General features: G+C 65.7%; 20 protein-coding genes and 1 pseudogene. 9 read left to right on the top strand and 12 right to left on the bottom strand.

Going from position 1 to position 25,753, the window contains the following annotated elements; all coding sequences use genetic code 11:
* Nucleotides 1-280 precede the first annotated feature (280 nt).
* Nucleotides 281-1,459, bottom strand: coding sequence for a chromate transporter (locus C5O79_RS00645; protein ID WP_122478023.1), 1,179 nt, complete (start codon nt 1,457-1,459; stop codon nt 281-283).
* Nucleotides 1,456-2,433, bottom strand: a complete 978-nt coding sequence (locus tag C5O79_RS00640; RefSeq protein ID WP_047853242.1) for a chromate resistance protein ChrB domain-containing protein — start codon at nt 2,431-2,433, stop codon at nt 1,456-1,458. The genes C5O79_RS00645 and C5O79_RS00640 overlap by 4 nt, the downstream gene beginning before the upstream one ends.
* Nucleotides 2,434-2,874: 441 nt before the next feature.
* Between C5O79_RS00640 and uvrA the strand changes: the two genes are divergently transcribed.
* Together uvrA and C5O79_RS00625 are read left to right on the top strand one after the other, a co-directional pair.
* Nucleotides 2,875-8,769: an excinuclease ABC subunit UvrA gene (gene uvrA / locus C5O79_RS00635; RefSeq protein ID WP_047853243.1), complete on the top strand. Its 5,895-nt coding sequence runs from the start codon at nt 2,875-2,877 to the stop codon at nt 8,767-8,769.
* A gap of 477 nt (nt 8,770-9,246) precedes the next feature.
* The gene (locus tag C5O79_RS00625; protein ID WP_122478016.1) at nt 9,247-9,534 is read left to right on the top strand and encodes a DUF1330 domain-containing protein; all 288 of its coding nucleotides are present in this window, start codon (nt 9,247-9,249) and stop codon (nt 9,532-9,534) included.
* Between the two features lie 162 nt (nt 9,535-9,696).
* On the opposite strand, the gene C5O79_RS00620 is transcribed toward C5O79_RS00625, so the two are convergent.
* The 4 genes from C5O79_RS00620 to C5O79_RS00605 form a co-directional block, all read right to left on the bottom strand.
* Nucleotides 9,697-10,548 (bottom strand): CoA ester lyase, encoded by an 852-nt coding sequence (locus tag C5O79_RS00620; protein WP_122478014.1) that lies wholly within the window; start codon nt 10,546-10,548, stop codon nt 9,697-9,699.
* 3 nt (nt 10,549-10,551) lie between these two features.
* Nucleotides 10,552-11,751 (bottom strand): CaiB/BaiF CoA-transferase family protein, encoded by a 1,200-nt coding sequence (locus tag C5O79_RS00615; RefSeq protein ID WP_131931043.1) that lies wholly within the window; start codon nt 11,749-11,751, stop codon nt 10,552-10,554.
* Nucleotides 11,752-11,761: 10 nt separating this feature from the next.
* Nucleotides 11,762-12,619: a MaoC family dehydratase N-terminal domain-containing protein gene (locus C5O79_RS00610; protein WP_163009092.1), complete on the bottom strand. Its 858-nt coding sequence runs from the start codon at nt 12,617-12,619 to the stop codon at nt 11,762-11,764.
* A 321-nt stretch (nt 12,620-12,940) separates the two neighbouring features.
* A complete protein-coding gene (locus tag C5O79_RS00605; protein ID WP_047853245.1) occupies nt 12,941-14,113 on the bottom strand; it encodes an acyl-CoA dehydrogenase family protein in 1,173 nt (390 codons plus the stop codon).
* 112 nt (nt 14,114-14,225) lie between these two features.
* Here C5O79_RS00605 and C5O79_RS00600 point away from each other — a divergent pair, with 112 nt between their 5' ends.
* Both C5O79_RS00600 and C5O79_RS00595 read left to right on the top strand, forming a co-directional pair.
* A complete protein-coding gene (locus C5O79_RS00600) occupies nt 14,226-15,155 on the top strand; it encodes a LysR substrate-binding domain-containing protein (RefSeq protein WP_122478008.1) in 930 nt (309 codons plus the stop codon).
* A gap of 116 nt (nt 15,156-15,271) precedes the next feature.
* Nucleotides 15,272-15,352, top strand: a pseudogene (locus tag C5O79_RS00595) (potassium-transporting ATPase subunit C); the annotation flags it as partial.
* 158 nt (nt 15,353-15,510) lie between these two features.
* Here C5O79_RS00595 and C5O79_RS00590 read toward each other — a convergent pair.
* Nucleotides 15,511-16,302: an MHYT domain-containing protein gene (locus C5O79_RS00590; RefSeq protein ID WP_122478006.1), complete on the bottom strand. Its 792-nt coding sequence runs from the start codon at nt 16,300-16,302 to the stop codon at nt 15,511-15,513.
* Nucleotides 16,303-16,667: 365 nt separating this feature from the next.
* Between C5O79_RS00590 and C5O79_RS00585 the strand changes: the two genes are divergently transcribed.
* A complete protein-coding gene (locus tag C5O79_RS00585) occupies nt 16,668-17,312 on the top strand; it encodes a carbonic anhydrase (protein ID WP_046547019.1) in 645 nt (214 codons plus the stop codon).
* A gap of 112 nt (nt 17,313-17,424) precedes the next feature.
* Here the strand turns inward: C5O79_RS00585 and C5O79_RS00580 are convergent, their stop codons facing one another.
* Nucleotides 17,425-18,159 carry an ABC transporter substrate-binding protein gene (locus C5O79_RS00580; RefSeq protein ID WP_122478984.1) on the bottom strand — a complete coding sequence of 245 codons (735 nt, stop codon included), beginning with the start codon at nt 18,157-18,159 and terminating at the stop codon, nt 17,425-17,427.
* A 396-nt stretch (nt 18,160-18,555) separates the two neighbouring features.
* Between C5O79_RS00580 and C5O79_RS00575 the strand changes: the two genes are divergently transcribed.
* Nucleotides 18,556-20,001 (top strand): DEAD/DEAH box helicase, encoded by a 1,446-nt coding sequence (locus tag C5O79_RS00575; RefSeq protein ID WP_174242171.1) that lies wholly within the window; start codon nt 18,556-18,558, stop codon nt 19,999-20,001.
* Between the two features lie 371 nt (nt 20,002-20,372).
* Here C5O79_RS00575 and C5O79_RS00570 read toward each other — a convergent pair whose 3' ends face one another.
* Nucleotides 20,373-20,792, bottom strand: a complete 420-nt coding sequence (locus C5O79_RS00570) for a hypothetical protein (RefSeq protein ID WP_081421337.1) — start codon at nt 20,790-20,792, stop codon at nt 20,373-20,375.
* A gap of 132 nt (nt 20,793-20,924) precedes the next feature.
* Here C5O79_RS00570 and C5O79_RS00565 point away from each other — a divergent pair, with 132 nt between their 5' ends.
* Nucleotides 20,925-21,308 carry a hypothetical protein gene (locus C5O79_RS00565; protein WP_046547015.1) on the top strand — a complete coding sequence of 128 codons (384 nt, stop codon included), beginning with the start codon at nt 20,925-20,927 and terminating at the stop codon, nt 21,306-21,308.
* Between the two features lie 135 nt (nt 21,309-21,443).
* On the top strand, nt 21,444-22,043 hold the full coding sequence (locus tag C5O79_RS00560) for a DJ-1/PfpI family protein (RefSeq protein ID WP_122478001.1): 600 nt from the start codon (nt 21,444-21,446) through the stop codon (nt 22,041-22,043).
* A gap of 595 nt (nt 22,044-22,638) precedes the next feature.
* Here C5O79_RS00560 and pstS read toward each other — a convergent pair.
* Nucleotides 22,639-23,664, bottom strand: a complete 1,026-nt coding sequence (gene pstS / locus C5O79_RS00555) for a phosphate ABC transporter substrate-binding protein PstS (RefSeq protein ID WP_122477999.1) — start codon at nt 23,662-23,664, stop codon at nt 22,639-22,641.
* A 412-nt stretch (nt 23,665-24,076) separates the two neighbouring features.
* Nucleotides 24,077-24,292: a hypothetical protein gene (locus C5O79_RS00550; protein WP_046547012.1), complete on the bottom strand. Its 216-nt coding sequence runs from the start codon at nt 24,290-24,292 to the stop codon at nt 24,077-24,079.
* Nucleotides 24,293-24,494: 202 nt separating this feature from the next.
* On the opposite strand from C5O79_RS00550, the gene C5O79_RS00545 reads away from it, so the two are divergent.
* The gene (locus tag C5O79_RS00545) at nt 24,495-24,809 is read left to right on the top strand and encodes a hypothetical protein (RefSeq protein ID WP_081421338.1); all 315 of its coding nucleotides are present in this window, start codon (nt 24,495-24,497) and stop codon (nt 24,807-24,809) included.
* A 383-nt stretch (nt 24,810-25,192) separates the two neighbouring features.
* Here C5O79_RS00545 and C5O79_RS00540 read toward each other — a convergent pair whose 3' ends face one another.
* Entirely contained in the window at nt 25,193-25,597 is a 405-nt protein-coding gene (locus C5O79_RS00540) for a hypothetical protein (protein WP_046547011.1), read from the bottom strand.
* Nucleotides 25,598-25,753: the final 156 nt, after the last annotated feature.

The following is a 25,753-nucleotide window of genomic DNA, read 5'->3' as shown; positions in this document are numbered from 1 at the left end:
GGCGGCGCGTGGGCTTTTCCGGGAATTTTTTACTTGCCCGCGTGGCGTATCGATACGCGAAACGGCGGTTTCGGGCCAATGGGCGGCACGGACGTCGTTACGCTGGAGCCATCCTTGGGGCCGGAGCCTTCAACGGGATTCGCTTTGGATGGACAGAGCGGCATCCGTCTAACTCGAGCGGCGCGGGCCTTACCCGGGCAGCACGTGCGCCGGGCCAGCGGGCATCCGCCGCAGCGTTTCGGTAATCTGACCCATCACGTTCGCCTCCCGGCGACGCAAGTCAATGATGGAGCAGCGGGAACGCCACGAGCCCGATCACGGCGGCTGCCGTCACGATCACCGGTTCTTGGAGTTTCTTGAAACGCCACAGCAGCAGCACGGTGGCGACGGCGAGCAGTGCGGTCGGGACGTCGACGATCGATCGCTTCGCGATCACGAGGACGGAGCCCGTGATCGCGCCGACGGCTGCGGCGGTGATACCGTTCACGAACGCCTTGACGCCCGGTCGGTGTCCGTATTTCTTCACGTAAGGCGCGGGGATGACCGTGAACAGATAACAAGGCAGGAACGTGCCGAGCGAAGCGACGAGTGCGCCCGGGAATCCCGCGACCAGATACCCGATGAAGCCGACGGTGATCACGACCGGGCCGGGCGTGATCATCGCGACCGCGACGGCATCCACGAACTGCTTGTCGTTCAGCCAATGATGTTCGGTGACGACGCCGCCATAGAGGAACGGCACGATCGCAAGCCCGGAGCCGAACACGAACGCACCTGCTTTCATGAAGAACGCACCGATCTGAACGAGCTGCGGTAAGTCGATGCCGCTCAGCCATCCGCTGGCTGCGGGAAGATTGGTGGCGGCAACGGCATTCAGGCCGCCCTTGTGCAGCCACTTGGGTGGAGCGCGCCACAGCCAGCCGATCAGGCCGGCCGCGACGAACAGCCACGCGATTTCCGATTCCGTGATGAAGGTCACCGCGGCCAGGGTCAGGAAGATCGCCCAAAGGAGCTTGTCGTTGCCGACGGTCTTGGTCGTGAGCTTGTAGGCGCTCATCGCGATGATGCCGACCACCGCGGCGCCGACGCCGTAGAAGACGGCCTGCATCCACGGCAGCCCGCCGAAATGCGCGTACGCGAACCCGAGCGCGACCACCATCAGGAACGACGGCAGCACGAACGCGAAACCGACCAGCGTCGCGCCGAGGAGGCGGTAGTGGACGAAGCCGAGATAGATCGCCAACTGGGCCGCCATCGGCCCCGGGGCGAGCTGGGCCAGCGTGAGCCCTTCCTTGTAGTCGGCCTCGGTGATCCAGCCGCGACGCTCGACCAGGTCGCTACGCATGTAGCCCGCGAGCGCGACCGGCCCGCCGAAACCCAAGGTGCCGAGGCGCAGCATGTAGGCGACCAGCTCGCCCAGCGAGTAGGTCGGTTCGGGGGTGGCGAGGGCAGTGGTCATGATCTGGCCGCGGTTTGGCTTTTGCCGTTCGACGTGAAGTGTGCGTAGAGGGAATCGAGTACGGCGCCCATCTGCTCGAGCAACTGATCGTCGTTTTCCGTGCGCTGGCGCGTGCCGGCCATCACGGCCTCGAAGCCCACCGCTTCAGGCGCGGCGGGGCCGCCTACGTCGAGCGCGTGCACGATCTCGCCGAGCCGCATCAGCGCAGGGTCCTTGTGGAGTCCGAAGCTGGCCAGCAATACCTCGAAGGTCACGCGCTCGCCGACGTGCGTGAACGTCGCACCGTCGAAATCGAAGCCGAGCGCGTCGGCCGGGCAATCCGTCGGCGACGCAAGCCAGATGAAGCTGGCTTGCGCGTCGATGAAGCGGCGGATCAGCCACGCACTGGCGACGCGATCGACCCACATCCGCTGCCGCGTCGCCCACGTGCGACCCTGGTACTCGCCAATCGCCAGCGGGCGAATGGCGCGGTCCGCGGCGTGCGGCTCGCCCGGCGACAGCACGGTGTCGACCAGCGCGACGAAATCCTGCAGCGCGACTTCGGCACGGGTGGCCGAATCGCCCGGGAAATAGTCGATCGCCCGGATGGCGTCGAAATCCTTGCGCAGGCGACGCAGCAGGCGGGTGAGTTCCGTGGGGGACTGCGCGGCAAGTGTCTTGCGCGCGTCGACGAGCGTGCGCGTGAAGGTTGCGTAGTCGTCGTCGCGGTCGAACAGCGCGCGGAAGTCCTGCTCCTGCGACGCGTCGAGACTGGGCGCGCGCAGCAGGTAGGCCGTGCCCCCGCTGTCGGCGATGGCGTCCGCGAGTTCGCGCAGGGTCGCTTCATGCTCTGCGGTGTACGGCAGCAGGTAGATGCCGTCGCGCAGCACCGCGCAGCCCTTCGATTTGAGCGCGCGCCAGAACCGCATGCGGGCCGTCGCGTTTTCTGTTGGAAGGGTCAGTACAAGGAGTGACCAGATCGATAAAGTACTCATGTAGAGAATGCTACTAATGAGTTGCAACATCTACAAGTATGCTTTTCGAGCGCTACAGGCAGGGAGGCTGCACCAGTCGTCAGCCGGCGACGGGGTGATTCGAATGGTTTGCAGTGCGCGCCCAATAACCGCAGCGAACCAGCCTGCAACGGGGCGTCTGTTCGGCCATCTCTGTCGCGCGAGCGAGATGTGGGGAAGGGAGCAGCGTGGCGTATCGTGGCCGGCGCCAACCGTTCCGGCAGGCGTCTCCCCCTGCGTTACCCGCCTGCCCATGACGCCCCAAGGGTCGTCATGGAAAACTGTATGAATATACAGTATAGTGTCCGTCGAAATCGAGTCGCACGGGTACAACCTTGCGGCCCGTGCGCCGCGCCTGCGGGCATCCGCCGCAGCGTTCCGGCACCGTGAACTCTGGCTAACTCATTCAGACGGGCAGGCAAATTGTCATCCAGCAATCTGATCCGCATTCGCGGAGCACGTCAGCACAACCTCAAGAATCTCGATCTCGACCTGCGTACCGGCGAGATGACGGTCGTTACCGGCCCGTCGGGCTCAGGTAAGTCCAGCCTCGTATTCGACACGCTGTACGCGGAAGGCCAGCGGCGCTACGTCGAAACCTTCAGCGCTTACGCGCGGCAGTTTCTCGACCGGATGGATCGTCCGCAGGTCGAGCGTGTCGACGGCGTGCCGCCGGCAATCGCGATCGATCAGACCAACCCGGTCCGCAGCTCGCGCTCGACCGTCGGCACGATGACCGAGCTGAACGATCACCTGAAGCTGCTGTACGCGCGCGCGGCCGAACTGTTCGACCGCAAGACCGCGCGGCAGGTGCGGCACGACACGCCGGAGACGATCTACGCGGAGCTCGTTGCGCGCACGCAGGCGGACGATCCGCGTGTCGTCGTCACGTTCCCGGTCGAGCTGCCGGAAGCGGTGTCCGATGAAGAAATCGCGCAGTGGCTGTCGGCGAGCGGCTATACGCGCGTGCAGGCGCAGCGCGAGGTCGCTTCACCCACCGGGCCGCGCAAGGTGCTCGACGTGGTGGCCGACCGCTTCCGCGTGCAGGGCGCCGACAAGGTGCGCGTGGTCGAGGCGATCGAGGCGTCGCTGAAGCGCGGCGGCGGCCGCGTGAACGTCTACGTGCTGCCGGCCGATGCCGAGAACGCGGTTGCCGAACCGCAGGTGTGGCGGTTCTCCACCGGGCTCCACGATCCCGACAGCGACCTGCGCTACGCGGAGCCGCAGGCGGCGCTGTTCTCGTTCAATTCGGCATACGGCGCATGCGAAACCTGCCGCGGCTTCGGCCGCGTGATCGGCGTCGATCTCGGCCTCGTGATCCCCGACGCGCGCAAGACGCTGCGCGGCGGCGCGATCAAGCCGATGCAGACCCCCGCCTGGAAGGAGTGCCAGGACGACCTAATGCGCTACGCGGCGAAAGCCGGCATCCCGCGCGACACGCCTTGGTCCGAGCTGTCGGACGCCGAGCGCGACTGGGTCGTCAACGGGTCGCCGGACTGGAACGGCAAGTGGCAGAGCCAGTGGTACGGCGTGAAACGCTTCTTCGGCTATCTCGAGTCGAAAGCGTACAAGATGCATATCCGCGTGCTGCTGTCGAAATACCGCAGCTACACGCCGTGCGACGTGTGCGGCGGCGCGCGCCTGAAGACGGAATCGCTGCAATGGCGGCTCGGCTCGAAAGAGAACGCCGACGCCGTGCTCGCGCCGGCCGGCCGCTTCATGCCGCGCGGCGTCGACTGGAGCCGCGCGCAGCTCGAAGCGCTGCCGGGCCTGACCGTGCACGACCTGATGCTGCTGCCGATCGAGCGCATTCGTCGCTTCTTCGATGACATCACGCTGCCGAGCGCGCTGCTCGACGATGCGCTGAAGCTGCTGCTCGCCGAGGTGCGCACGCGCCTGAAATATCTGTGCGACGTGGGGCTCGGCTACCTGACGCTCGACCGGCAGAGCCGCACGCTGTCGGGCGGCGAGGTGCAGCGGATCAACCTGACGACGGCGCTCGGCACGTCGCTCACGAAAACCCTGTTCGTGCTCGACGAACCGAGCATCGGGCTGCATCCGCGCGACCTCACGCGGATCGTCGAGGCGATGCAGCGGCTGCGCGACGCGGGCAATACGCTGGTCGTGGTCGAACACGATCCGTCGGTGATGCTCGCGGCCGACCGGCTGATCGACATGGGCCCCGGCCCGGGCGAGCGCGGCGGCACGATCGTCTACGACGGCACGCCGGGCGATATCCGCTCCGCGCACACGCTGACGGGCGAGTATCTCGGCGGCCGCAAGCATGTCGCGCATGCGTCGAACTGGGCGCGCCGGGTGGTCGACGCGAACACGCCGCGCATCGTGCTCGAAGGCGCGACCGAACACAACCTGCGCGACGTGACGGTCGAGATCCCGCTGCAGCGGCTCGTCTGCGTGACGGGCGTGTCGGGTTCCGGCAAGTCGACGCTGCTGCAGGACGTGTTGTATCCGGCGCTGGCGCGCCATCACGGCAAGGCGACCGAGTCGCCGGGCGCGTATCGCGGCCTCACGGGCGCCGACCAGGTCGGCGACGTCGTGTTCGTCGACCAGTCGCCGATCGGCAAGACCACGCGGTCGAACCCGGCGAGCTACGTCGGCGCGTTCGACGAGATCCGCAAGCTGTTCGCGAAGGCGCCGCTCGCGCTGCAACGCGGCTACGGCGCCGGCACGTTCAGCTTCAACTCGGGCGACGGCCGGTGCCCGACCTGCGGCGGCTCGGGCTTCGAGCACATCGAGATGCAGTTCCTGAGCGACGTCTACCTGCGCTGCCCGGATTGCGACGGCAGCCGCTACCGCGCCGAGATTCTCGAAGTGCGCATCGAGCGCAACGGCCGCGCGCTGAGCATCGCCGACGTGCTCGACCTCACCGTCAGCGAAGCGGCCGCGTTCTTCGCGACCGACGCCGAGGTGCTGCGCGTGCTGCAGCCGATCGTCGACGTCGGCCTCGAATACGTGAAGCTCGGCCAGCCGGTGCCGACGCTGTCGGGCGGCGAAGCGCAGCGGCTGAAGCTGGCCGGCTTCCTCGCCGAATCGGCGGCAGCCGTCAACGGACGCCGGGTCGTCACGGAAGAAGCGCGCATCGCGCGGGCGAAGCTGTTCATGTTCGACGAGCCGACCACCGGGCTGCACTTCGACGACATCGCGAAGCTGATGCAGGCGTTCGGCAAGCTGCTCGCGGCCGGCCATTCGCTGATCGTGATCGAGCACAACCTCGACGTGATCCGCGCGGCCGACTGGCTGATCGATCTCGGCCCGGAAGGCGGCGACGGCGGCGGCCTCGTGCTGTGTGCGGGCACACCCGACGACGTGAAGGCCTGCGCAGAATCGCATACCGGCGTGGCGCTGCTGCAGTACGACCGCGCGATGGATGCCGAGCTGGCGCTCGCCGACGAAGGCAAGCCGCTGCAGGCCGTGCTGAACGCGGCGCGCGAGCGGCGTGCGATCGAAGGCGAAGACGTCGTGCGGATCGTCAATGCGCGCGAGCACAACCTGAAGGCGCTCGACGTCGACATCCCGCACGGCAAGTTCAACGTGATCACCGGCGTGTCCGGTTCCGGCAAGTCGACGCTCGCGTTCGACATCCTGTTCCATGAAGGGCAGCGCCGTTACCTCGAATCGCTGAATGCGTATGCGCGCTCGATCGTGCAGCCGGCCGGCCGCCCCGAAGTCGATGCGGTGTACGGCATTCCGCCGACCGTCGCGATCGAGCAGCGGCTGTCGCGCGGCGGGCGCAAGAGCACGGTCGCGACCACGTCCGAGGTCTGGCACTTCCTGCGGCTGCTGTACGTGAAGCTCGGCCTGCAGCATTGCATCCACGACGGCACGCCCGTCACGTCGCAATCCGTCGAATCGATCGCCGCGCAGTTGCTGCGCGATCATCGCGGCGAGCACGTCGGGCTGCTTGCGCCGCTCGTCGTCAATCGCAAGGGCGTGTATACGGATCTCGCGAAATGGGCGAAGGCGCGCGGCAGCACGCATCTGCGCGTCGACGGCGAGTTCGTGCCGGTCGATCCGTGGCCGAAGCTCGACCGCTTCCGCGAGCACACGATCGAGCTGCCGGTGGCCGATATCGTCGTGTCGCCCGATAACGAAGCAGAATTGCGCCGCGTGCTCGACGAGACGCTCGAGCTCGGCAAGGGCGTGATGCATCTGCTCGCGCCGCTCGACGGGCTGCACGATGCGATGCAGAACGATCATTCGACCGCACGGGTCGGCACGGTCAAGGTGCTGTCGGTCAAGCGCGCGTGCCCGGTGTGCGGCACGAGCTATCCGGAGCTGGACCCGCGGATGTTCTCGTACAACAGCAAGCACGGCTGGTGCACGACCTGCGTCGGCACCGGCGTCACGCTCACGCGCGAACAGCGCGCCGCGTACGACGACACGGTGCTCGCCGGGGATGATCGTGGTCGCGAGCAGACGCTGCCGTCCGACGAGCAGGAACCGGAAGGCGTGGGCAACGAGCCGTGCCCGGATTGCAACGGCACGCGGCTGAACCCGTCCGCGCGGGCGGTCACGTTCGACGCGCATCCGATCGTCGAGGTCGCGCAATGGACGGTGTCCGACACGCGGCGCTGGATCGACGGGCTGGCGCTGACGGGGCGGGACGCGCAGATCGCACGCGACATCGTCAGCGAGATCGGCAGCCGCCTCGCGTTTCTCGAGGAAGTCGGGCTCGGTTACCTGAGCCTCGATCGTGCGGCGCCGAGCCTGTCGGGTGGCGAAGCACAGCGCATCCGGCTCGCCGCGCAGCTCGGCAGCAACCTGCAGGGTGTGTGCTACGTGCTCGACGAACCGACGATCGGCCTGCATCCGCGCGACAACCAGATCCTGCTGGACGCGCTGCGCAAGCTCGGCGACAAGGGCAACACGCTCGTCGTCGTCGAGCATGACGAGGACACGATCCGTCGCGCCGATCACATCATCGACGTCGGCCCGGGCGCCGGCAAGCGCGGCGGCACGCTGGTCGCGCAGGGCGCGGTCGCGGATCTCGCCGCGCAATCCGATTCGGTCACGGGGCGCCTGCTTGCGCAACCGATGACGCACCCGCTGCAGCCGCGCCGCAGCGTGAGCCTGCCGGGCAAGAAAGGCGGCGCCGCGGTGCCGGAGGCCTGGCTGACCGTGCATGGCGCGCGGCTGCACAACCTGCGTGACGTCACGGTCGGCATTCCGCTCGCGCGGCTCGTCGCGGTGACGGGCGTGAGCGGTTCGGGCAAGTCGACGCTCGCGCGCGACGTGCTGATGACGAACCTGCTCGACGCGGTTGGCCGCTCGGTGCTGTCGTCGCCGGCCACGCGCCGCGCGCGCAAGGCCGCGCAGCAGGACGCGCCGGCCACCAATCGCCGTTCGAGTGTGCTCGCGCGCAGCGCGCCGCGGCCGTCGCTGAACGTCACGCATGCGTGGCAGGGCTGCGAGTCGCTGAGCGGCTGGGAGCAGATCGACCGCGTGCTGGAAGTCGACCAGACGCCGATCGGCAAGACGCCGCGCTCGTGCCCGGCCACCTATATCGGCGTGTGGGACACGATCCGCAAGCTGTTCGCCGATACGCTGGAAGCGCGGGCGCGCGGCTACACGGCATCGCGCTTCTCGTTCAATACCGGCGACGGGCGTTGCCCCGCATGCGAAGGGCAAGGCGTGCGTACGATCGGGATGAGCTTCCTGCCCGACGTGAAGGTGCCGTGCGACGTGTGCCACGGGCAGCGCTTCAACCCGGAGACGCTCGCCGTCACGTGGCGCGGCCGGAACATCGGCGACGTGCTGACGATGGAAATCGACGAGGCGGTGGAGTTTTTTGCGCCGATCTCGAACATCGCGCATCCGCTGCAGCTGATGAAGGATGTCGGGCTCGGATACCTGACGCTCGGCCAGCCGTCGCCGACGCTGTCGGGCGGCGAGGCGCAGCGCATCAAGCTCGTCACCGAGCTGACGAAGGTGCGCGACGACATCACGCGGCGCGGCCAGAAGGCGCCGCACACGCTGTACGTGCTCGACGAACCGACGGTCGGCCTGCACATGGCCGACGTCGCGAAGCTGATTCGCGTGCTGCACCGGCTCGTCGATGCGGGCCACAGCGTCGTCGTGATCGAGCATGACCTCGACGTGATCGCCGAAGCCGACTGGATCATCGATCTCGGGCCGGAAGGCGGCGTGGGCGGCGGCACGATCGTCGCGGCGGCGCCGCCGGAAGCGCTCGTCCAGGTGAGTGCAAGCCACACCGGGCAGGCGCTCAAGCCGGTGCTCGCGCGAACGGGGGCGGACGAAGGGGAAGCCGAGCGCGAGGGAGAAGCGCGGGTAGGGTGAGCGCGACGCTTCGTCTCGACGGCCCCGGTGCCGGGCGGTGATTTCCCCCAGCTGACTTGCCAGCGGCTGGGGGCGCACCGCGATCCGGCTCATGCACCCCTCGTCGAGGGGTGTTTTCTTTTGGGGCTGCGGTCGACGCCCTATGCCACCGCCGTGATCGGGAGGTGCACACGCCGTCACGGGCCGGCAGTCCGAACGGCACGAACGCAAGCTGCCAGGTCTCGAACCCGGCGAGCACCGGGAATGGCTGATGGACATCGCGTGCGAACGAGATGGCAGGTTGCCGACGATCACGGCAGCCGCGACACGCGCCCGACCGATCGGGTGCGTCCATTGTCCATTGTTAATCCGGCTCGAATAGAGAGTTGGAATCAGGGGGATAAGAGAAAGCGCGCCCGATGGTTAGGATGAGTGTCGTTGTCCGGCGGACGATCTTCGGATCGTCCCATCATTCTCGAACGCATCAGGAGTGCAATCTTGGCGACCTACATCGTCTTCACGCATGAAAGCACGCAGGATCAGCAGGAACTCGATCGCTACCAGGACAAGGTCGGCGCGACGATCGCCGGCCACCCGTTGAAGGTGCTGGCCGCGTATGGCCCGCAGGAAACGCTCGAGGGCGACGGCCCGGAAGGGGTGGTGATCGTCGAGTTTCCGTCCGCGGACGCCGCGCGCGCGTGGTATGACAGCCCGGCATACCAGGCCATCGTTCAGCATCGCTTGAAGGGCGGGCGCTTTCGGGCCGTGATGGTCGAAGGCGTCTGACCGGAGGGCGAGCCTCTTGTCGACCGTCTCGGCCACTCCGCCTTCGTCGGGACGGTCGTGTCGCAGTTCAAGGGCGAGCTGGGATTCCCGGCAGCGCGTTCGGCGCGAGCCGTGCGAGGCCGGCTGTCGAAGTCGCCGATCTTGCCGCGTAGTCGCAACGGATTATTTCCGCGTGCCGGCGACGATCGCCTGGGCCGCACGAATCACCGGGAGATCGACCATCCGGCCGTCCAGGCTGAACGCGGCGCCGCCGTGTTTCGCGGCTGCGTCGATCACGCGGCGCGCCCACGCCTGCTCGTCTTCCGAATAGCCCATCGCATCGTTCACGCCGGCGACCTGGGCCGGGTGGATGCACAGCTTGCCGCCGAAACCGAACGCGCGCGCACGTCGGGAATCGGCCGTCAGACGCTCGGTATCGTCGGTGCGCGTGGTCACGCCGTCGATCGGCGCGGGCAACTGCGCACGACGCGACGCAGCCACGATCGCATTGCGCGCAAAGGCCAGCTCCGGCTCGTCGGGCGTCGCGCGCATGCCGAGGTCGAGCTGGAAATCCAGATGCCCGAACGCGACACGCACGACCTGCGGGTCACGCGCCAGCGCATCGGCCGCATCGAGCCCGGCCAGCGATTCGATCAGCGCCACGAGTTGCGCGTGCTCGCCGAGCTGCTCCGCGACGTGGCGCAGCGCGCCCGCGTCTTCGGACTTCGGCAGCATCACGACTACGCGTTGCGCGACCCAGTCGCGCAGCAGCGCGATGTCCGCGTCATGCCAAGGCGTGCCGGCCGCGTTCACGCGCACGACGGTGCGCGCACGCTGCTCGGCCGTCAGCAACGGCAGGTGCTGCGCGAGTTGCGCGCGTGCGTCGCCCTTGCTGTCGGGGCTCACCGCGTCCTCGAGGTCGACGATGATGCAGTCGGCGCCGGAATCGAGCGCCTTCGCAAAGCGCTCGGGGCGAGTGGCCGGCACGAACAGCAGGCTGCGCGCGTGATGGACGGGGGCGAGGGGCTGGGACATGGCTCAGATCACGCCGGCGGCGCGCAGTTGTTCGATATCGGCGTCGGTGCGCCCGAGTTCGCGCAGGATGGCCGTGCTGTGCTCGCCCAGCGCGGGCACCGCATCCATGCGCACGTCGAAGCTGTCGATCGTCGCGGGCGGCAGCAGCGCCCGCAGTTCGCCGGCCGGCGAGTCGATCGTGCGAAAGCGCTGGCGTGCGTGCAGTTGCGGATGCGTCCAGAGATCGCCGATCTGGTTCACGGCGGCGTTCGCGATCTGCGCTGCGTCGAGGCGTGCGATCACGTCCTGCGCGGTGAGCGAGGAGAATGCCTGTTCGATCACGGCCTTCAGTTCCGCACGGTGTTCGGAGCGGTGCACGTTGGCGTCGAAGCGCGGATCGGTCGCGAGCGCCGGGTCGCGCAGCACGACATCGCAGAACGCTTTCCATTCGCGCTCGTTCTGCAGGCCGAGCATCACGACGCGGCCGTCGCCGGCCTTGAACGGGCCGTACGGGTAGATGGTCGCGTGCGCGGCGCCGTTGCGGCCCGGCTGCTGCTGGTCGTCGTACGCGTAGTACATCGGGAAGCCCATCCACTCGGCCAGCGCTTCGAGCATCGAAATTTCCACGTGCGAGCCGATGCCCGTGACGCCGCGCTGCAGGAGCGCGCTGAGGATGCCCGTGTACGCGTACATGCCCGCCGCGATGTCGGCGATCGAGTTGCCGGCCTTGCAGGGCTCGTCGGCCGTACCCGTGACCGACAGGAATGCCGCCTCGCTCTGGATCAACAGGTCGTAGGCTTTCTTGTCGCGGTACGGGCCGTCGGCACCATAGCCCGAGATGTCGCAGACGATCAGCCGCGGGTGCTTCGCGTGCAGCGCATCGAACGACAGGCCCAGGCGCGCGGCCGCGCCGGGCGCGAGGTTCTGCACCAGCACGTCGGCCTGGGCGACGAGTTCGCCCAGCACCGCCTGCGCGGCCGGTTGCTTCAGGTCCAGCGTGAGGCTTTCCTTCGAACGGTTGGTCCACACGAAGTGCGACGCGAGGCCGCGGGTGCGGTGATCGTACGCCCGCGCGAAATCGCCCACGCCGGGGCGTTCCACCTTGATGACGCGGGCGCCGAGGTCGGCGAGCTGGCGCGTGCAGAACGGCGCGGCAATCGCGTGTTCGAGCGTGACGACGGTCATCCCGCTCAGCGGGCCGGGTTGAGCTTTGCGAGCTTGCATGGTCGGATCGTTACTCCAGTTCGGCGCTGGCCTGCATGGCCAGCTGCCCTTGCGGGCCGCGCGCCCACAGGCGGGCGGCATGTCCTTCGAGCTTGCCGTTCAACGTGAACGGCGCGGTGTCGAACAACGGGCTCACAGCCTTGAACTCGAAGCGGCGAACGGTCTTGTCGGGGTGCGTGCGGCGCAGTTCCTCCAGCAGCAGCATCGCGATCAGCGGGCCGTGCACCACGAGGCCCGGATAGCCTTCTTCCTGCATCGCGTAAGGCCGGTCGTAGTGGATCCGGTGGCCGTTGAAGGTGAGCGCGGAAAAGCGCATCAGCAGCACCGGATCGGGCGTGACGACGCGCGAAAACTGTTCGTCGGTCGGCGCCGGTGCTGGCTGGGGTGCCGGTGCGCCGGCCGCGGTGGGAGGCGGCGCATCGCGATACACGATGTCCTGTTCTTCGCGGATGGCCACGCCTTCGGCGTCGCTCGTTTCGTGCAGCACGGTGACGAACACCAGCCGGCCGCTGCGGCCGGATTTACTCTGCACGCTCAGGATCGTGGAGCGGCGGTGCACGGGTGCATCGACGGCCAGCGGGCGCAGGAACTGCAGCCGTCCGCCGGCCCACATGCGGCGCGGCAGCGTGAGGGGCGGCAGGAAGCCGCCGCGCTGCGGGTGACCATCGACGCCGATGTTCGACTGACGTTCGCCCGGCAGGAAGTACAGCCAGTGCCACAGCGGCGGCAGCGTCGCGGGGAGTTCGGATGGGTTCGCATAGTCCAGCGTCGCCCGCAGCAGACGGACGGGTGCCCGGGTAATCCGGTCCGTATGGTCTTCGCAGCGGCCGACCCACGCGTCGAAGGATTCAGAGGGCTCGACATTCATGGTGCTTCGTACTCGATGATGGAAGTGTCCGGCAGGCAGCCGGCGCCTGTATTTCAGGTGCCGGCTGCCCTTGCCGTCAGTGTGCGTTGACCCGTTCGGGAACGGCCGGAACAGGTCGGCTTCGAGGCTGTAGTCGGCCGCGCTGAAGATGGGTGCTTCGGAATCCTTGTCGATCGCGACGACTACCGTTGAATCCTTCATGCCGGCCAAGTGCTGGATCGCCGCCGAGATACCGACCGTAATGGACGGCTGCGGCGCGACGATCTCGCCGGTCTTGCCGATCGGGTACGAGCATCTTCATGGAGAGGAATCCTTCCGGAATCAGTAGGAGCGGGGGAGCTGCAGCACGTGCTCGGCTACATGCCCGAGGATCATGTTGGTGGAAATCGGCGCGACCTGGTACAGGCGCGTTTCGCGGAACTTGCGCTCCACGTCGTATTCGCAGGCGAAGCCGAAGCCGCCGTGCGTCTGCAGGCACGCATTGGCCGCTTCCCAACTGGCCTTCGCGGCCAGGTACTTGGCCATGTTGGCCTCGACTCCGGCGTTCTGGCGCGCGTCGATCTTCTCGCACGCGCGCCAGCGCATCAGGTTCGCGGCCTCCAGCTCGATGAACGATTCGGCAAGCGGGAACTGGATGCCCTGGTTCTGCCCGATCGGCCGGCCGAACACCTTGCGCTCGCTCGCATAGTCGCGCGCCTTCTCGAGAAACCAGTAGCCGTCGCCGATGCACTCGGCCGCGATCAGCGTGCGCTCGGCGTTCAGGCCGTCGAAGATCACCTTCAGCCCCTTGCCTTCGGTGCCGAGCAGCGCGTCTTCCGGCAGCTCCAGGTTGTCGAAGAACAGCTCGTTGGTCTCGTGGTTGACCATGTTGAGGATGGGACGCACCGTGAGGCCGTTGCCGATCGCCTTGTCCAGCTCGACGATGAAGCACGACAGCCCGTCGCTCTTCTTCTGCACCTGGTCGAGCGGCGTCGTGCGCGCGAGCAGGATCAGCAGGTCGCTGTGCTGAACCCGCGAGATCCACACCTTCTGGCCGTTGATGACCCAGCGGCCGTCCTTTTTCACGGCCGTGGTCTTGAGCTTGGTGGTGTCGCTGCCGGTGGTGGGCTCGGTCACGCCCATCGACTGCACGCGCAGCTCGCCCGCCGCGATGCGCGGCAGGTAGCGCTGCTTCTGCGCTTCGGTGCCGCTGAACACGATGGTGTTCATCACGTACATCTGACCGTGGCACGCACCCGAATTGCCGCCGGAGCGGTTGATCTCTTCCATGATCACGGACGCCTCGGCCATCGACAGCCCCGGGCCGCCGTATTCCTGCGGAATCAGCGCGGCCAGCCAGCCGGCCTGCGTGAGGGCCGTGACGAACGCTTCGGGATAGCCGCGCGCCTCGTCGATCTTGCGGTGGTAGTCGGCCGGAAACTGATTGCACAGGCCGCGTACCGCGTCGCGGATTGCCTGGTACTGGTCGGGGGCGGAGAAAACGGAGGCGCTCATGAATCGTGTCTCGTCATTGGCATGGGTTGAGCCCATAATAAGTTTTGATGGATTTCTTAAACAATAGAATTTCCTGATCGTCGAATCAGTTTTTGGCATCGAGGTATCCGCGATGGATCTCAAGCAATTGCGTGCGTTCGTCACCGTGGCCGAAACGGGCAACGTCACCCGGGCGTCGAGCCTGTTGAATCTCGTGCAGCCGGCCGTGTCGCGCCAGCTGCGCCTGCTCGAGGAGGACATGGGGACTGAGCTGTTCGACCGTAGCCGTCACGGGATGCAGCTCACGCCGTCGGGCAAGACGATGCTCGAATACGCGCACCGCATCCTCAACGAGGTAGCGCGGGCCAAGGCCGAGATCCAGCCGACCGAGGGGCCGGTGGCGGGCATCGTGAGCATCGGGCTGCTGGCCAGCACGTCGGACCTGCTGGCCACGCGGCTGGCGGGCGAGGTGGCGCGGCGCTACCCGCACATCCGCCTGCGGCTCACGATCGGCTACGCGGGCCACCTGCAGGACTGGCTCGAAGCGGGGGATGTCGATGCGGCGCTGCTGTACGGGCAGAAGGGGACGCCCGCGCTGCACGTCAAGGCCTTGATCGACGAGAGTCTGTGGGCCGTCGCGGCGCCGTCGACCGGGCTGTCGCACAAGCGGCCGGTGTCGCTCGAGCGGGTCGCGCGCGAGCCGTTCATCCTGCCTTCCGCGCCGCAGGGCCTGCGGGCGGCGATCGAGCACGCGGCGGCCGAGGCGGGCGTGACGTTGCAGGTGTTCGCCGAAACCAATGCGCTGAGCGTGCAAAAGGAACTGGTCGCGCAAGGCCACGGCTGGACGATCCTGCCGGCCGTCGGCGTGACGCAGGAGGTCGAGCGCGGCATCCTGAGCGCGGCGCCGCTCGCGTCGCCGGGCGTCCGGCGCACGATCGTGCTCGCGGCGCCCAGCAGCCGGCAGGCCACGGCGCCGGTGCGTTGCGTGGTCGGTGTGCTGCTCGATTGCGTGAAGGCTACGTTCGACCAGGGCGACTGGCCCGATGCGCGCTGGCTGGGCTAGGGCGAGCCCGTTGTTGGCGTGAACGGCCCCGCAGGGCGGTCATGGCTGACTCCGGCGGGCGTGCCGGGCCGGGGGCAGCCACCGCCGCAGCGGGCCCGGCGTGACCTCGCGGGGCCGCGCTTGCCGACCAGGTGAAGGGGCGCATCGCCGCGCTGCGCGACGCGGGCACCGACATGTCGAAGCCGGTGGCGCTTGATTCAACGGCATGCAGATGCGCGTCTGTAACTGCGCGGGCGGTGTACTGCGCGGCGCGCCGAAGCGGCCGTGCGCTCGTGCACCTGGTGTGCCGGGCCGGGAGAGCGGCGAAAGGCGAAAGGCCGGTTCGACGTGCCCGGATGAAGTCGAGCGGGCCCTGTCAGCGCGTGGGATTCCGCCGATCGAGATGGGTGCTCAATGTCGCCTGAACGCGTTCTCGCGCCTGGGTGTTGATCCTGGCATCCAGCAGCATGATCACGGCGGCGACCAGGAAAATCACCAGGCTGAAAGTCACGACGATACCGGCCAGCCACGGTGCGGGCAGATTGGCGAGGGTCGCCGTCGAGTCGCTGCCTCGTTCGAAACTGGCCGCTGCCATGCCGCAGTAATGCATCCCGCACACGGCCACGCCCATGACGATGGCCGAACCGATCTGGCGTGTTCTGCCGAATGTGCTCGGCCGGCGCAGGTCGAAGGCCAGCAACAAGGCGGCGCCGCTTGCCAGGATCGCGATGATGACGGACAGCACGACCAACCAGGGCTGGTATCGAATGCCGGAGCAGATGCTCATTGCCTGCATGCCGAGATAGTGCATGCCGGCGACGCCCAGTCCCATGACGATTGCGCTGACAATGAGTTGCGGCCAGTGCAGCGCGAAGCGGGCGAGCGGGATGAAGCCGACTGTCGAAGCGGCAATCGCGATGAGCAAGGAAGCGACGGTGGTGGGAATATCGTATCCGACGGCCACCGGCAGATGAAATGCCAGCATGGCGACGAAATGCATCGACCAGATGCCGAGCCCCATGATGCAACCGCCGAAAGCGATCCAGGGCCAGATCGAACGATTTCCGATGAGATTCAGGCGGTCGGAGATATTGAGTGCCGTGAACGATGCGAGGATCGAAAGCAGGCAGGAAAGTACGACGAGCGTAGGCTCGTAGGTGCCGGACATGATCGTTATTCTCGGTTATAGGTTTTTTGGTCGTTTGAGGGCGCCCAGTTTTTGCGAGTGCGCCATCCCCTCGTGTGTCTCGCAAATATACCGAAACCCGGAATCGAATCAAGGCCGCCGCTGCCGACTTGGGGTGGTGCGTCGGTGCGACGGACCTCCCGGGATCGTGCCGGTTTGCCGGTCCCGGGCGGGCCGGGTCGAATGCGCCGTGCGCGTATGGGGGCGCGTCGAGGTAGCCCGGCTGGCCGACGTCCGCGCCAGCCTCATCACGACGTCGCCGATCTGCGATAATGTCGGCCGCCCTGGCGGACGGCAGCGTACGATCGCGTTGCCCGCCCGCCGTGAATTCGTATCAGGAGAGTCCCGTGCGCGACATCATCGACGGCTTTCTGCGCTTTCAGCGCGAGGTCTATCCGCAACGTGTCGAGCTGTTCAAGCAGCTCGCGACCGCCCAAAATCCCAAGGCGCTGTTCGTGACGTGCTCGGACAGCCGCGTGGTGCCCGAACTGCTGACGCAACGTGAGCCGGGCGAATTGTTCGTGATTCGCAACGCGGGCAACATCGTTCCGTCGTACGGGCCGGAACCGGGCGGCGTGTCGGCCACGGTCGAGTATGCGGTCGCCGTGCTCGGCGTGCGGGATATCGTCATTTGCGGGCACTCGGATTGCGGCGCGATGGGCGCGATCTCACGGTGTACGTGTCTCGACCATATGCCGGCTGTTGCGAACTGGTTGCGCCATTCCGATGCCGCGAAAGTCATCAACGCCGCGCATCAGTTCGACTCCCCTCGGGCCAAGCTCGACGGTCTGGTGCGCGAGAACGTGATTGCACAGCTCGCCAACCTGCGCACGCATCCGTCGGTTGCCCTCGCGCTCGAGCAAGGACGAATGAATCTGCACGGTTGGGTCTACGACATCGAGATGGGGCGCATCGACGCACTCGACGGCACGACGCGCCAGTTCGTCCCGTTGAGCGAGTCGCCGGCCACGGTGGCGGTCAAGTCGTACTGAGCGCCGGCGCTTCGTTCCGGCCGGTCGCACCCTGCCGAGTCGGACGAGCACAAGCGGCCGGCGGGAAGCGGGGCGATAGCCGTCCCGGATCGCTGCGTTACGCCCCATGCCGTCACGCTTGCGGCGCGACGGATGCGCCAGAGATCCCATGCCGCCGCAGCGAATCCGCGACGAAGCCCGACGCCTTCATTTCCTCGACGAAGGCATTCAGTGCTGCTGCGGCCGCTTCGCCGCGACTCTTCGGTACGCCCATGGCCTGCCGGATCACCATGAACCGCTCGTCGAGCAGGCGCAGGCCGGGCGTTTTAGCGGCGTCCGCCTCGAGCTGCTGCTTCACGCCCGCAGCCACTTCCAGTTGCTGTTCGAGGAAGGTCTGCACGACGGCTTGCGACGTGGGCGCGCGCACGATCTGCGCGGCCTTCAGTTCGCGCGTGAGGAACAGGTCGTAGGCGCTGCCCTTGCCGACGGTCACGCGGTTGTCCGGCTGGTCGACGTCCGCGTTCGTGCGGATCGGCGAAGCGTCGCGCACCAGATAGAACCCCTCGATCAGCACGTAAGGCGCCGTGAAGGCGACCGTTTCGCCGCGTAGCGGATCGACCGCGAAGAAGCCGAAATCGGCACGCTCGTCGGTCAGTGCCTGCACCGACTGTCCGGCGGTGTCGAACACGACCAGTTCCAGCTCGGCCGACAGGCGCTCGGCGAACGCGCGCGCGAGATCGATCGACAGGCCGAACGGTTCGCCCGTCGCCGGGTCGCGGTTCGCGAGGATCCGGTTGCCGAGGTTGATCGACGCGCGCAGCTTGCCGGTCGGCGTGAACGCGGAGAGGACGGAAGGGGCGAGGGGCATGGGTGGCTCGTGGCGGTCGTAAGGGCAGGGTTCGGCGCGCGTCGATGTGCGACCGCGCGCCGGCATCGAGCTTATCACCTGGCTTTCGTCATCGAGCACCGTCGAGCGGCGCAAGCTTCACTTCCTTCGTTGCGAACGCGGTGACGCGCGACACATACCGTTTCCTCATCTCGTGGCGTGAACCATCCGCCATGAAGTGATGGGCTGATAAAGGGGCTGAGACGCGGCAAGGAAGGCATTCGTGCTGAAAAAGGTGCTGGCTTGCCTGCTTTGCGCCAGCCCGTGGCTGCTTCCGGTCGGTCGTGCCGCTCCCCGCCGGCGCCGTCCAGCCACGCGCAGTGGGCCTTGATTCGCCCGGCAACCGCTAGAATTGCGGTTTTAGTCCGGAATACGTCCATGTCTTTTGCCTCGCTCGGCCTGATCGATCCCTTGCTGCGTAACCTGCAGGACCTCAATTACCAGGCCCCCACGCCGGTGCAGGCCAAGGCGATTCCTGCCGTGCTCGATGGCAAGGACGTGATGGCGGGCGCCCAGACCGGCACGGGCAAGACGGCGGGTTTTGCGCTGCCGCTGCTGCAACGGCTGGTGAAACACGGCCCGGCGGTGTCCAGCAACCGCGCACGTGTGCTGGTGCTGGTGCCCACGCGTGAACTGGCTGAACAGGTGCTGCAAAGCTTCATCGCCTACGGCAAGGGCCTCGATTTGCGGTTTCTGGCCGCTTACGGCGGTGTGAGCATCAATCCGCAGATGATGAAGTTGCGCAAGGGCGTGGATGTGCTCGTGGCCACGCCGGGCCGTTTGCTGGACCTCAATCGCCAGAACGCGGTGCAGTTCGATCAGGTGCAGACGCTGGTGCTGGACGAAGCCGACCGCATGCTGGATCTCGGCTTTGCACGCGAACTCAACGCCGTTTTTGCCGCGCTGCCCGCGCAGCGCCAGACGCTGCTGTTCTCGGCCACGTTTACCGACGATATCCGCGCGATGGCGGCGACCATTCTGCGCAGCCCGGTCAACATCAGCGTCAGCCCGCCCAATGCCACGGCCAGCAAGATCAAGCAGTGGGTGGTGACGGTGGACAAGCGGAACAAGCCCGATCTTTTCATGCACCTCGTGGCCGAGAACAAGTGGGAGCATGCGCTGGTATTCGTCAAGACGCGCAACGGCGTGGATTACCTGGCGGCGATGCTGGACGAAGCGGGCTATGCCGTCGACACCATCCACGGCGACAAGCCGCAACCGGCGCGCCTGCGTGCACTGGAGCGCTTCAAGACGGGCGAAGTCCAGATGCTGGTGGCCACCGATGTGGCGGCGCGCGGGCTGGATATCGACGACCTGCCGCTGGTGATCAACGTCGACCTGCCGATCGTGGCGCAAGACTATGTGCACCGCATCGGCCGTACCGGCCGCGCGGGCGCCAGTGGCGTGGCGGTGTCCCTGGTGTGTGCGGATGAAGCGCCGCAACTGGCCGCGATCGAAGCGCTGATCAAGCAAACGCTGCGCCGCGAAGAAGAGCCGGGATTCGAGGCCGAACACCGCGTGCCGGAAACCAGCGCGACGGGCCAGATCATCAAGAAACCCAAAAAGCCGAAGAAGCCGAAAGTGCCGCAAGCTGCGTCGGCGGCCATGCCGGTGGCGGGTAAGAAGCCGCGTCCGCAAGGCGGCGAGAACAAGCGCAAGGCTGCGGCGCCGCACGCGAAGCCGGCCGGTAACGGACCGGACTACACCATCGGCAGCCCGTTCAGCGTGCAGAAGCCGCGTGGCAAATCTGCCGGCAAGCCGGCGGCGGGCGCGCGCAAGCCGGCTGGCAAACCCGCTGGCGCCCGCGGGAAACGTCCGTCCTGATGCGTGGGGATGCCGCTCGCCAGCCATTGAATTTGGCTGGCGGTTTGGCGGCTGAGGGCAACCTCGAGCGTGTGGCGTCGTCGGGTCGAATCTGCAGCCAATTGCGATTCGTCGACGCAAGTTTCAGAACCACCGTTTCCGGCTGAAACGGGAGGTCCAGGGAAGTCCGCCGGGACGAGCGCCCGTTGCTGATGCCAGGACGGCGGCGAGGATTCGCGCTGCAAAGGCAGATCGAGAGACTGGACGGATCGTCGGGAAACCTGTTCGACTGCTTGCTGCGGCAACAACGGGTGCGAGCTTCGCCGGTGAAGACTGGGACCTGCGACCCGCTCCTCGGCCGTGCGGAATTCTGTCCTGCTATTGGTGCGGCCTTACTGCCATTCACCGGGATGGCAGATCACCCAACCGGGAAGATAGCTATCCATGTCCGTATGGCCCCAGCACCAGTTGTGCTGGTGAAGGGTCTTCATCAGTTGTTCGCGTTGTGCGCAGGCGCTTCCCGGTGCATATTGCCCGTCAGGCAATAATTTGGGTGCCGGGCCGTTCCGGCATTTGTCATTGGCGACTTCTTCCTGATGCATCAATGCCTGGACGTCGGCGGGAATGGTGCGCGCCAACGTGGCCTTGTATTCGATGCAGGCTGGCGCCTTCGGATCGTTGGACTTGCGGGCACATTGGGACTGAAGCTTGTCGATGCTTCTCGATACTTCGGGTGGATACGTCTCGGCGTGTGCTGCAGCAAGACATCCAGCCATCAACAGACAGGCGGCAAGTGATCTGATCAAAATCATTTCGCGTATGACACGATGTATCCGGTAGCTCGGGAACGGGCGAATTATGGCATGTGCGTGCGGTCCGGAATTGAGGCGCTTGCCCGGGTGCGGCCCGTGCGATGATGTGCGTTGAACGACATGAGAGATGGAATGACGACACCATTCGACGAGGCGACAACGGCGGCGATCGCCGCGTTTGCCCAACTGGATTTCTATACGGCTTTGCAGGCGATGCGCGCCGAGGCCGACTACGACCGCGAACGGGACCAGTGGATCTCGCGCTATATCGACGAGCACGGCGGCGGCGCGGACGATGCCGAATACGACGCGTTGCACGCGCAGGCTCAGGCAACCCCGGAATACGCGCAGTTCATCGACGCGGCTCGACGGGAAATCCTGGAATACTTCGACGTGACCGACGATCAACTGGACTGGATGGTCGTGCTGCGCGATGACGACAGCGATGAGCTTTGGGCGGAAGTCAACCGGCAGCGGAACGCGCTGGGAACCGGTGAAGTGCGCGGAGATCTCTGATCGTTGCTCGCCATTGGGGGCGCAGGTCGTGCTGGGTGGGGCGCTGGAGAGCAACCGTCAGGTTTTCGCCAACGTGAATCCGTACATCGCACCGATCTGGCAATATGCATCGACCGACCTCAGCCAGGGCACCCCATGCACATCGCAATTCTGACCTTCCAGGGTTTCAACGAACTCGATTCCCTCATCGCGCTGGGTGTACTCAATCGAATCAAGAAGCCCGACTGGCGGGTGACGCTGTCATGCCCGGAGCATTTCGTCACATCGATGAACGGTGTGACCGTGCAGGCGCAGTCGACGTTGGCGGACGCACGCGCGGCGGATGCCGTCATCGTCGGGAGCGGTATTCAAACCCGGGATGTCGTCAACGACGCGACGCTGATGGAGCAACTGAATCTCGATCCGACCCGGCAACTGATTGGTGCCCAATGTTCGGGCACGCTGGTTCTGGCAAAGCTTGGCCTTCTCGACGACATCCCGGCGTGCACGGACCTCACGACCAAACCCTGGGTCGTCGAGGCGGGCGTCGAAGTCCTCACTCAGCCATTCTTCGCACGAGGCAATGTCGCAACGGCAGGTGGCTGCTTTGCGTCGCAGTATCTGGCCGCATGGATCATTGCGCGTCTGGAGGGCGAGGAAGCCGCACGGAGCGCACTGCACTATGTGGCGCCGGTCGGGGAGAAGGAGGAGTATGTTTCTCGTGCGTTGTCGAACATCACGCCTTACCTGCCGTAGCGCGCAAAAAGATGGCGCTGCCTCCGTCGCAATGAGCCGGGTTAAGCGGTAACGTCGGGTTCCCGACACAGGCTTCTCCCAGGTGCCCGGTTGCTACATCGTTCGGCTGCCCCGTGGAAGAGGGGGCGAGAATGTTCGATGACTCGTTCAGGCAGAGCCATTCGGTGGCGCCGGTCCGCAACGGATCGGACTCCACCAGCCAGTTCGTCGTGCAACGGCGGCAGCGATACCGTCGCACGACGATTGCCGGCCGACCTAGCGGCCGCAATTTCGTTGGCTTGTGCAATTCCACCAGTCCGCGATGTGCGACGGGATCGGACATCATGCGCATGTTCGTGCAGGCTTCGCAACGCATGTGCGTCAGCCTTTCAGGAACGCGTCGGCGCGGTGAATCACTTCTTCGCTCATGGTTCAAATTGTCCGCTGATTGCATCGTGGTCGGCAGTGCGTCCGTCCCATGCTTCAATCAGGCCGCGCTCGCCATCGCGGTGTGTGTCGATCGGCGGTCGTGATGGACCTTCCTTAAGCTCATCAACGGGGCGCCCTCCTGCGCTGCGCGGCGAATGCGGACGATTGCGCATCTCGTCCGGGCTCCTCAGTTTGCAATCGGTTTACCGGACGCATCCTTGATTTTCGCTTTCCATTGCGTGCGGATTTCGGACACCACCGATTCGGGAAGCGAGATGTAGTCCAACTCCGTGGCGGCCTGGTTGCCGTTGTGGAACGCCCAGTCGAAGAACTTCAGCGTTTCCGCACCTTGTGCCGGCTTCTCTTGCGTTGCATGCAGCAGCACGAACGTCGCGCCGACGACCGGCCATGCTTCCTTGCCCGGCTGGTTCGTCAGGATCTGGTAGAACGACTTCGACCAGTTCGCGCCGGCAGCAGCGGCCTTGAACGTTTCCGTCTTCGGCTCGACCACCGTGCCCGTCGAGTTCTTCAGCGCGGTGTAGACCATGTTGTTCTTCTTCGCGTACGCCCATTCGACGTAGCCGATCGCGCCCGGCAGGCGCTGCACGAACGCTGCCACGCCGTCATTGCCCTTGCCGCCCGTGCCCGTCGGCCAGTTGACCGTCGTACCTTCGCCGATCTTCGACTTCCATTCGCCGTTGACCTTCGACAGGTAGTTCGTCCAGATGAAGCTCGTGCCCGAGCCGTCAGCACGGCGAACCACGGCGATGTCCGTGTCCGGCAGCTTGACCTTCGGGTTCAGCGCGGCGATCGCCGGGTCGTTCCACTTCTTGATCTTGCCGAGGTAGATGTCACCCAGCACCGGGCCCGACAGGGTCAGTTCGCCGGCCTTCACGCCCGGCACGTTGACGACCGGCACCACGCCGCCGACTACCGTCGGGAACTGGAACAGGCCGGCCTTCGCGAGCTCGTCATCCTTCAGCGGAGCGTCCGAACCGGCAAAGTCGACCGTTTTCGCGTTGATTTGCTTCAGGCCGCCCGACGAGCCGATGCCTTGATAGTTGACCTTGCCGCCGCCCGCCTTCTTGTACGCATCTGCCCACTTTGCATAAATCGGCGCTGCGAAAGTGCTGCCCGCGCCGGTGATATCTGCCGCATGAACGTTGAAGGCGACAAGAGCCAGGGTGCAGGGCATCAAGATCCGGATGTTCATGAACGCCTCCTGCCTGCTATCGGCATGCCGGCCCGCAAGCAGGCCTCGGTTGAGAAGTCTGACTGGTCGAGCGGGGGCTGCCGGCTGCGTTTCGGCAACGTCTGTCGATTGACCGCGGCAATGGTCGTCTCTCGATTGCTTTCGAGCACGATGCGCGATTGCGCCGGGGGCAGTCGCCTCCGTGCCGCATCTTTCTCGTATGACATTCGCCGGGAAGTTGATTGCAACGTACCGCAACCGAGGCCGCACGTAGCGACCGGCTGGCCGGGATCGTCACCGACGATCGGGTACCTCAGGCAAGTGGCGAAGTCCGTCATCGTGCGCGGTAAGCGGTCTCGCAACGAAGGGTGCTAGGAGTATTGCAGTTGGCTGTGAAAATTCAAGGAAGGCGCAATTGCTCGATCCGCCAGATTCAATGCACGTCAGTGGCGACGATGGAGGCCAACGCCCGATCGCCGTCGCGTTGGGCAGTATCTTCCGTGGAAAAGATGTCGGTACTGAATGCGATCAGTTTGAAGCCGGATCCCGCGGAGCGAGGAACCGTGATGCCCCAGTGCCAGCCGCCATCTTGCTGGAACACGTGGAGCGCAGGGGGTGCCTGGTTCAGTGCTGGTGAAGAAGTCGTCATCGCGTGCTCTCCCGTCGTGGGACGACTGCGGGGCAACTACATCGGACGCGCGAACCCAGTCTACGGACACTTTTGCTGCGGCGCAATATTCGAGTTTTACGAAAATGCCGATGTGTGAAACGCCACAATTTTGAAATACAAATATGCAATGTCGGAGATGGCTGGCATATTGGTGTGACGATTGGGTTTTTCCGGAGGCTTTATGGATCGCAGTTCGCTTGTGTGGGCAGGGGTGCCGCATAGCAGCGATGGCGTCGTGTTTCAGGTTCGGGTCGGCCACGGCCTTCAGCGTTTTCATATTGCTCGATTGATTCTCGAGAAGGCGTGCGAACTTGAGCGACTGGCGTCTGACGCACGACAACTCGAATGCTTTTACGAGCATTTGACGCCGATTCTGGCAGTCGCGAGGAAGACGCGTTCAAAGGCAAAGGCCGATACGGTTTCGCTGAATGCTTCGGATTTTGTTCGAACCGGGAGTGCTCGGGGCGAGCAGGGGGCTTGGGCGGTGATGCGGTGAGCGCCGCAGGTCGGTTGAGGGGAGCGGCGTTCTTGGTCTTGAAACGGGCGGGCGTGGTGCTTGGCGAGCGTCACGTTGCATCTCGTCGCGTGCGGCACAGGCACTGCTGCGGTGCTGGCGGGATGTTTTTTGCGGGCTTCCGCGTCGTCTCGTAATTGAGCCTCGCGATGAACGGGCGTCGCTCGATGACTACCTACCCATGAATGAAAAGCGCTGGCCGGTGAACTGGCCAGCAAAAAGGTCCTGGCGATCCGAGGTTGAGTGTGCCAGAACCAAAGGCACTGAACGGCGTGCGCGTGCAGCCGGACGAACATGTCGAACGATCGGCCCCGAAAGGCGGGGCTTATCCGGCTCGACCTCGCACAACAATCTGTGATCGCAGTTTAGGCTGGGCTGACGGATGCGACCAGACGTGCGCTCACGCTCGAAAACTGGAAGGCATCGCAGGGCTTCTTCGGCACTGTCCAAGTTGCGATCATCGCGGCGGTCGGCAGATAGTCGGGATCGGCCGACGCGACCCCGGCCCACACCCCGCGAGACACCTGCCTGCCATGGAGATAAAAGTGCAGCTCCCGGCCGGCGCGGTCGCACACACACCTGATTCTCTCCACCGATTGGCCCAATCCTCTGATCCGTGCGATTTGGTCGCGATCCAGCTCGAACAGGGCACTCACCACGCCGTCACGATTGCCAATGCCAATCATGTTGCTGTCATCAGTCAACGCCCATGTCGGATGCGGCGTGCCTAGGCGCAGCATGAAATAATCTGCGGACTCTGAACCAACCATACCGTTTCTCCTGCAAAAAATCCGTCGTTCTGCTAACCGAATATCAATGGAAATGAACGTTCATCCAATCGAGTTCTCTTCGCCGTTCCTGGATGCTCGAATGGATATGCCCAGGCGCGTTGCAATCGGCGGGCGCAACAGTGAAGCGCCCTGCGC

Origin of the sequence: Burkholderia sp. SRS-25 (assembly GCF_004343765.1) — a bacterium.
Classification (GTDB): domain Bacteria; phylum Pseudomonadota; class Gammaproteobacteria; order Burkholderiales; family Burkholderiaceae; genus Burkholderia; species Burkholderia contaminans.
This window is presented reverse-complemented; position numbering and strand designations above follow the sequence as displayed.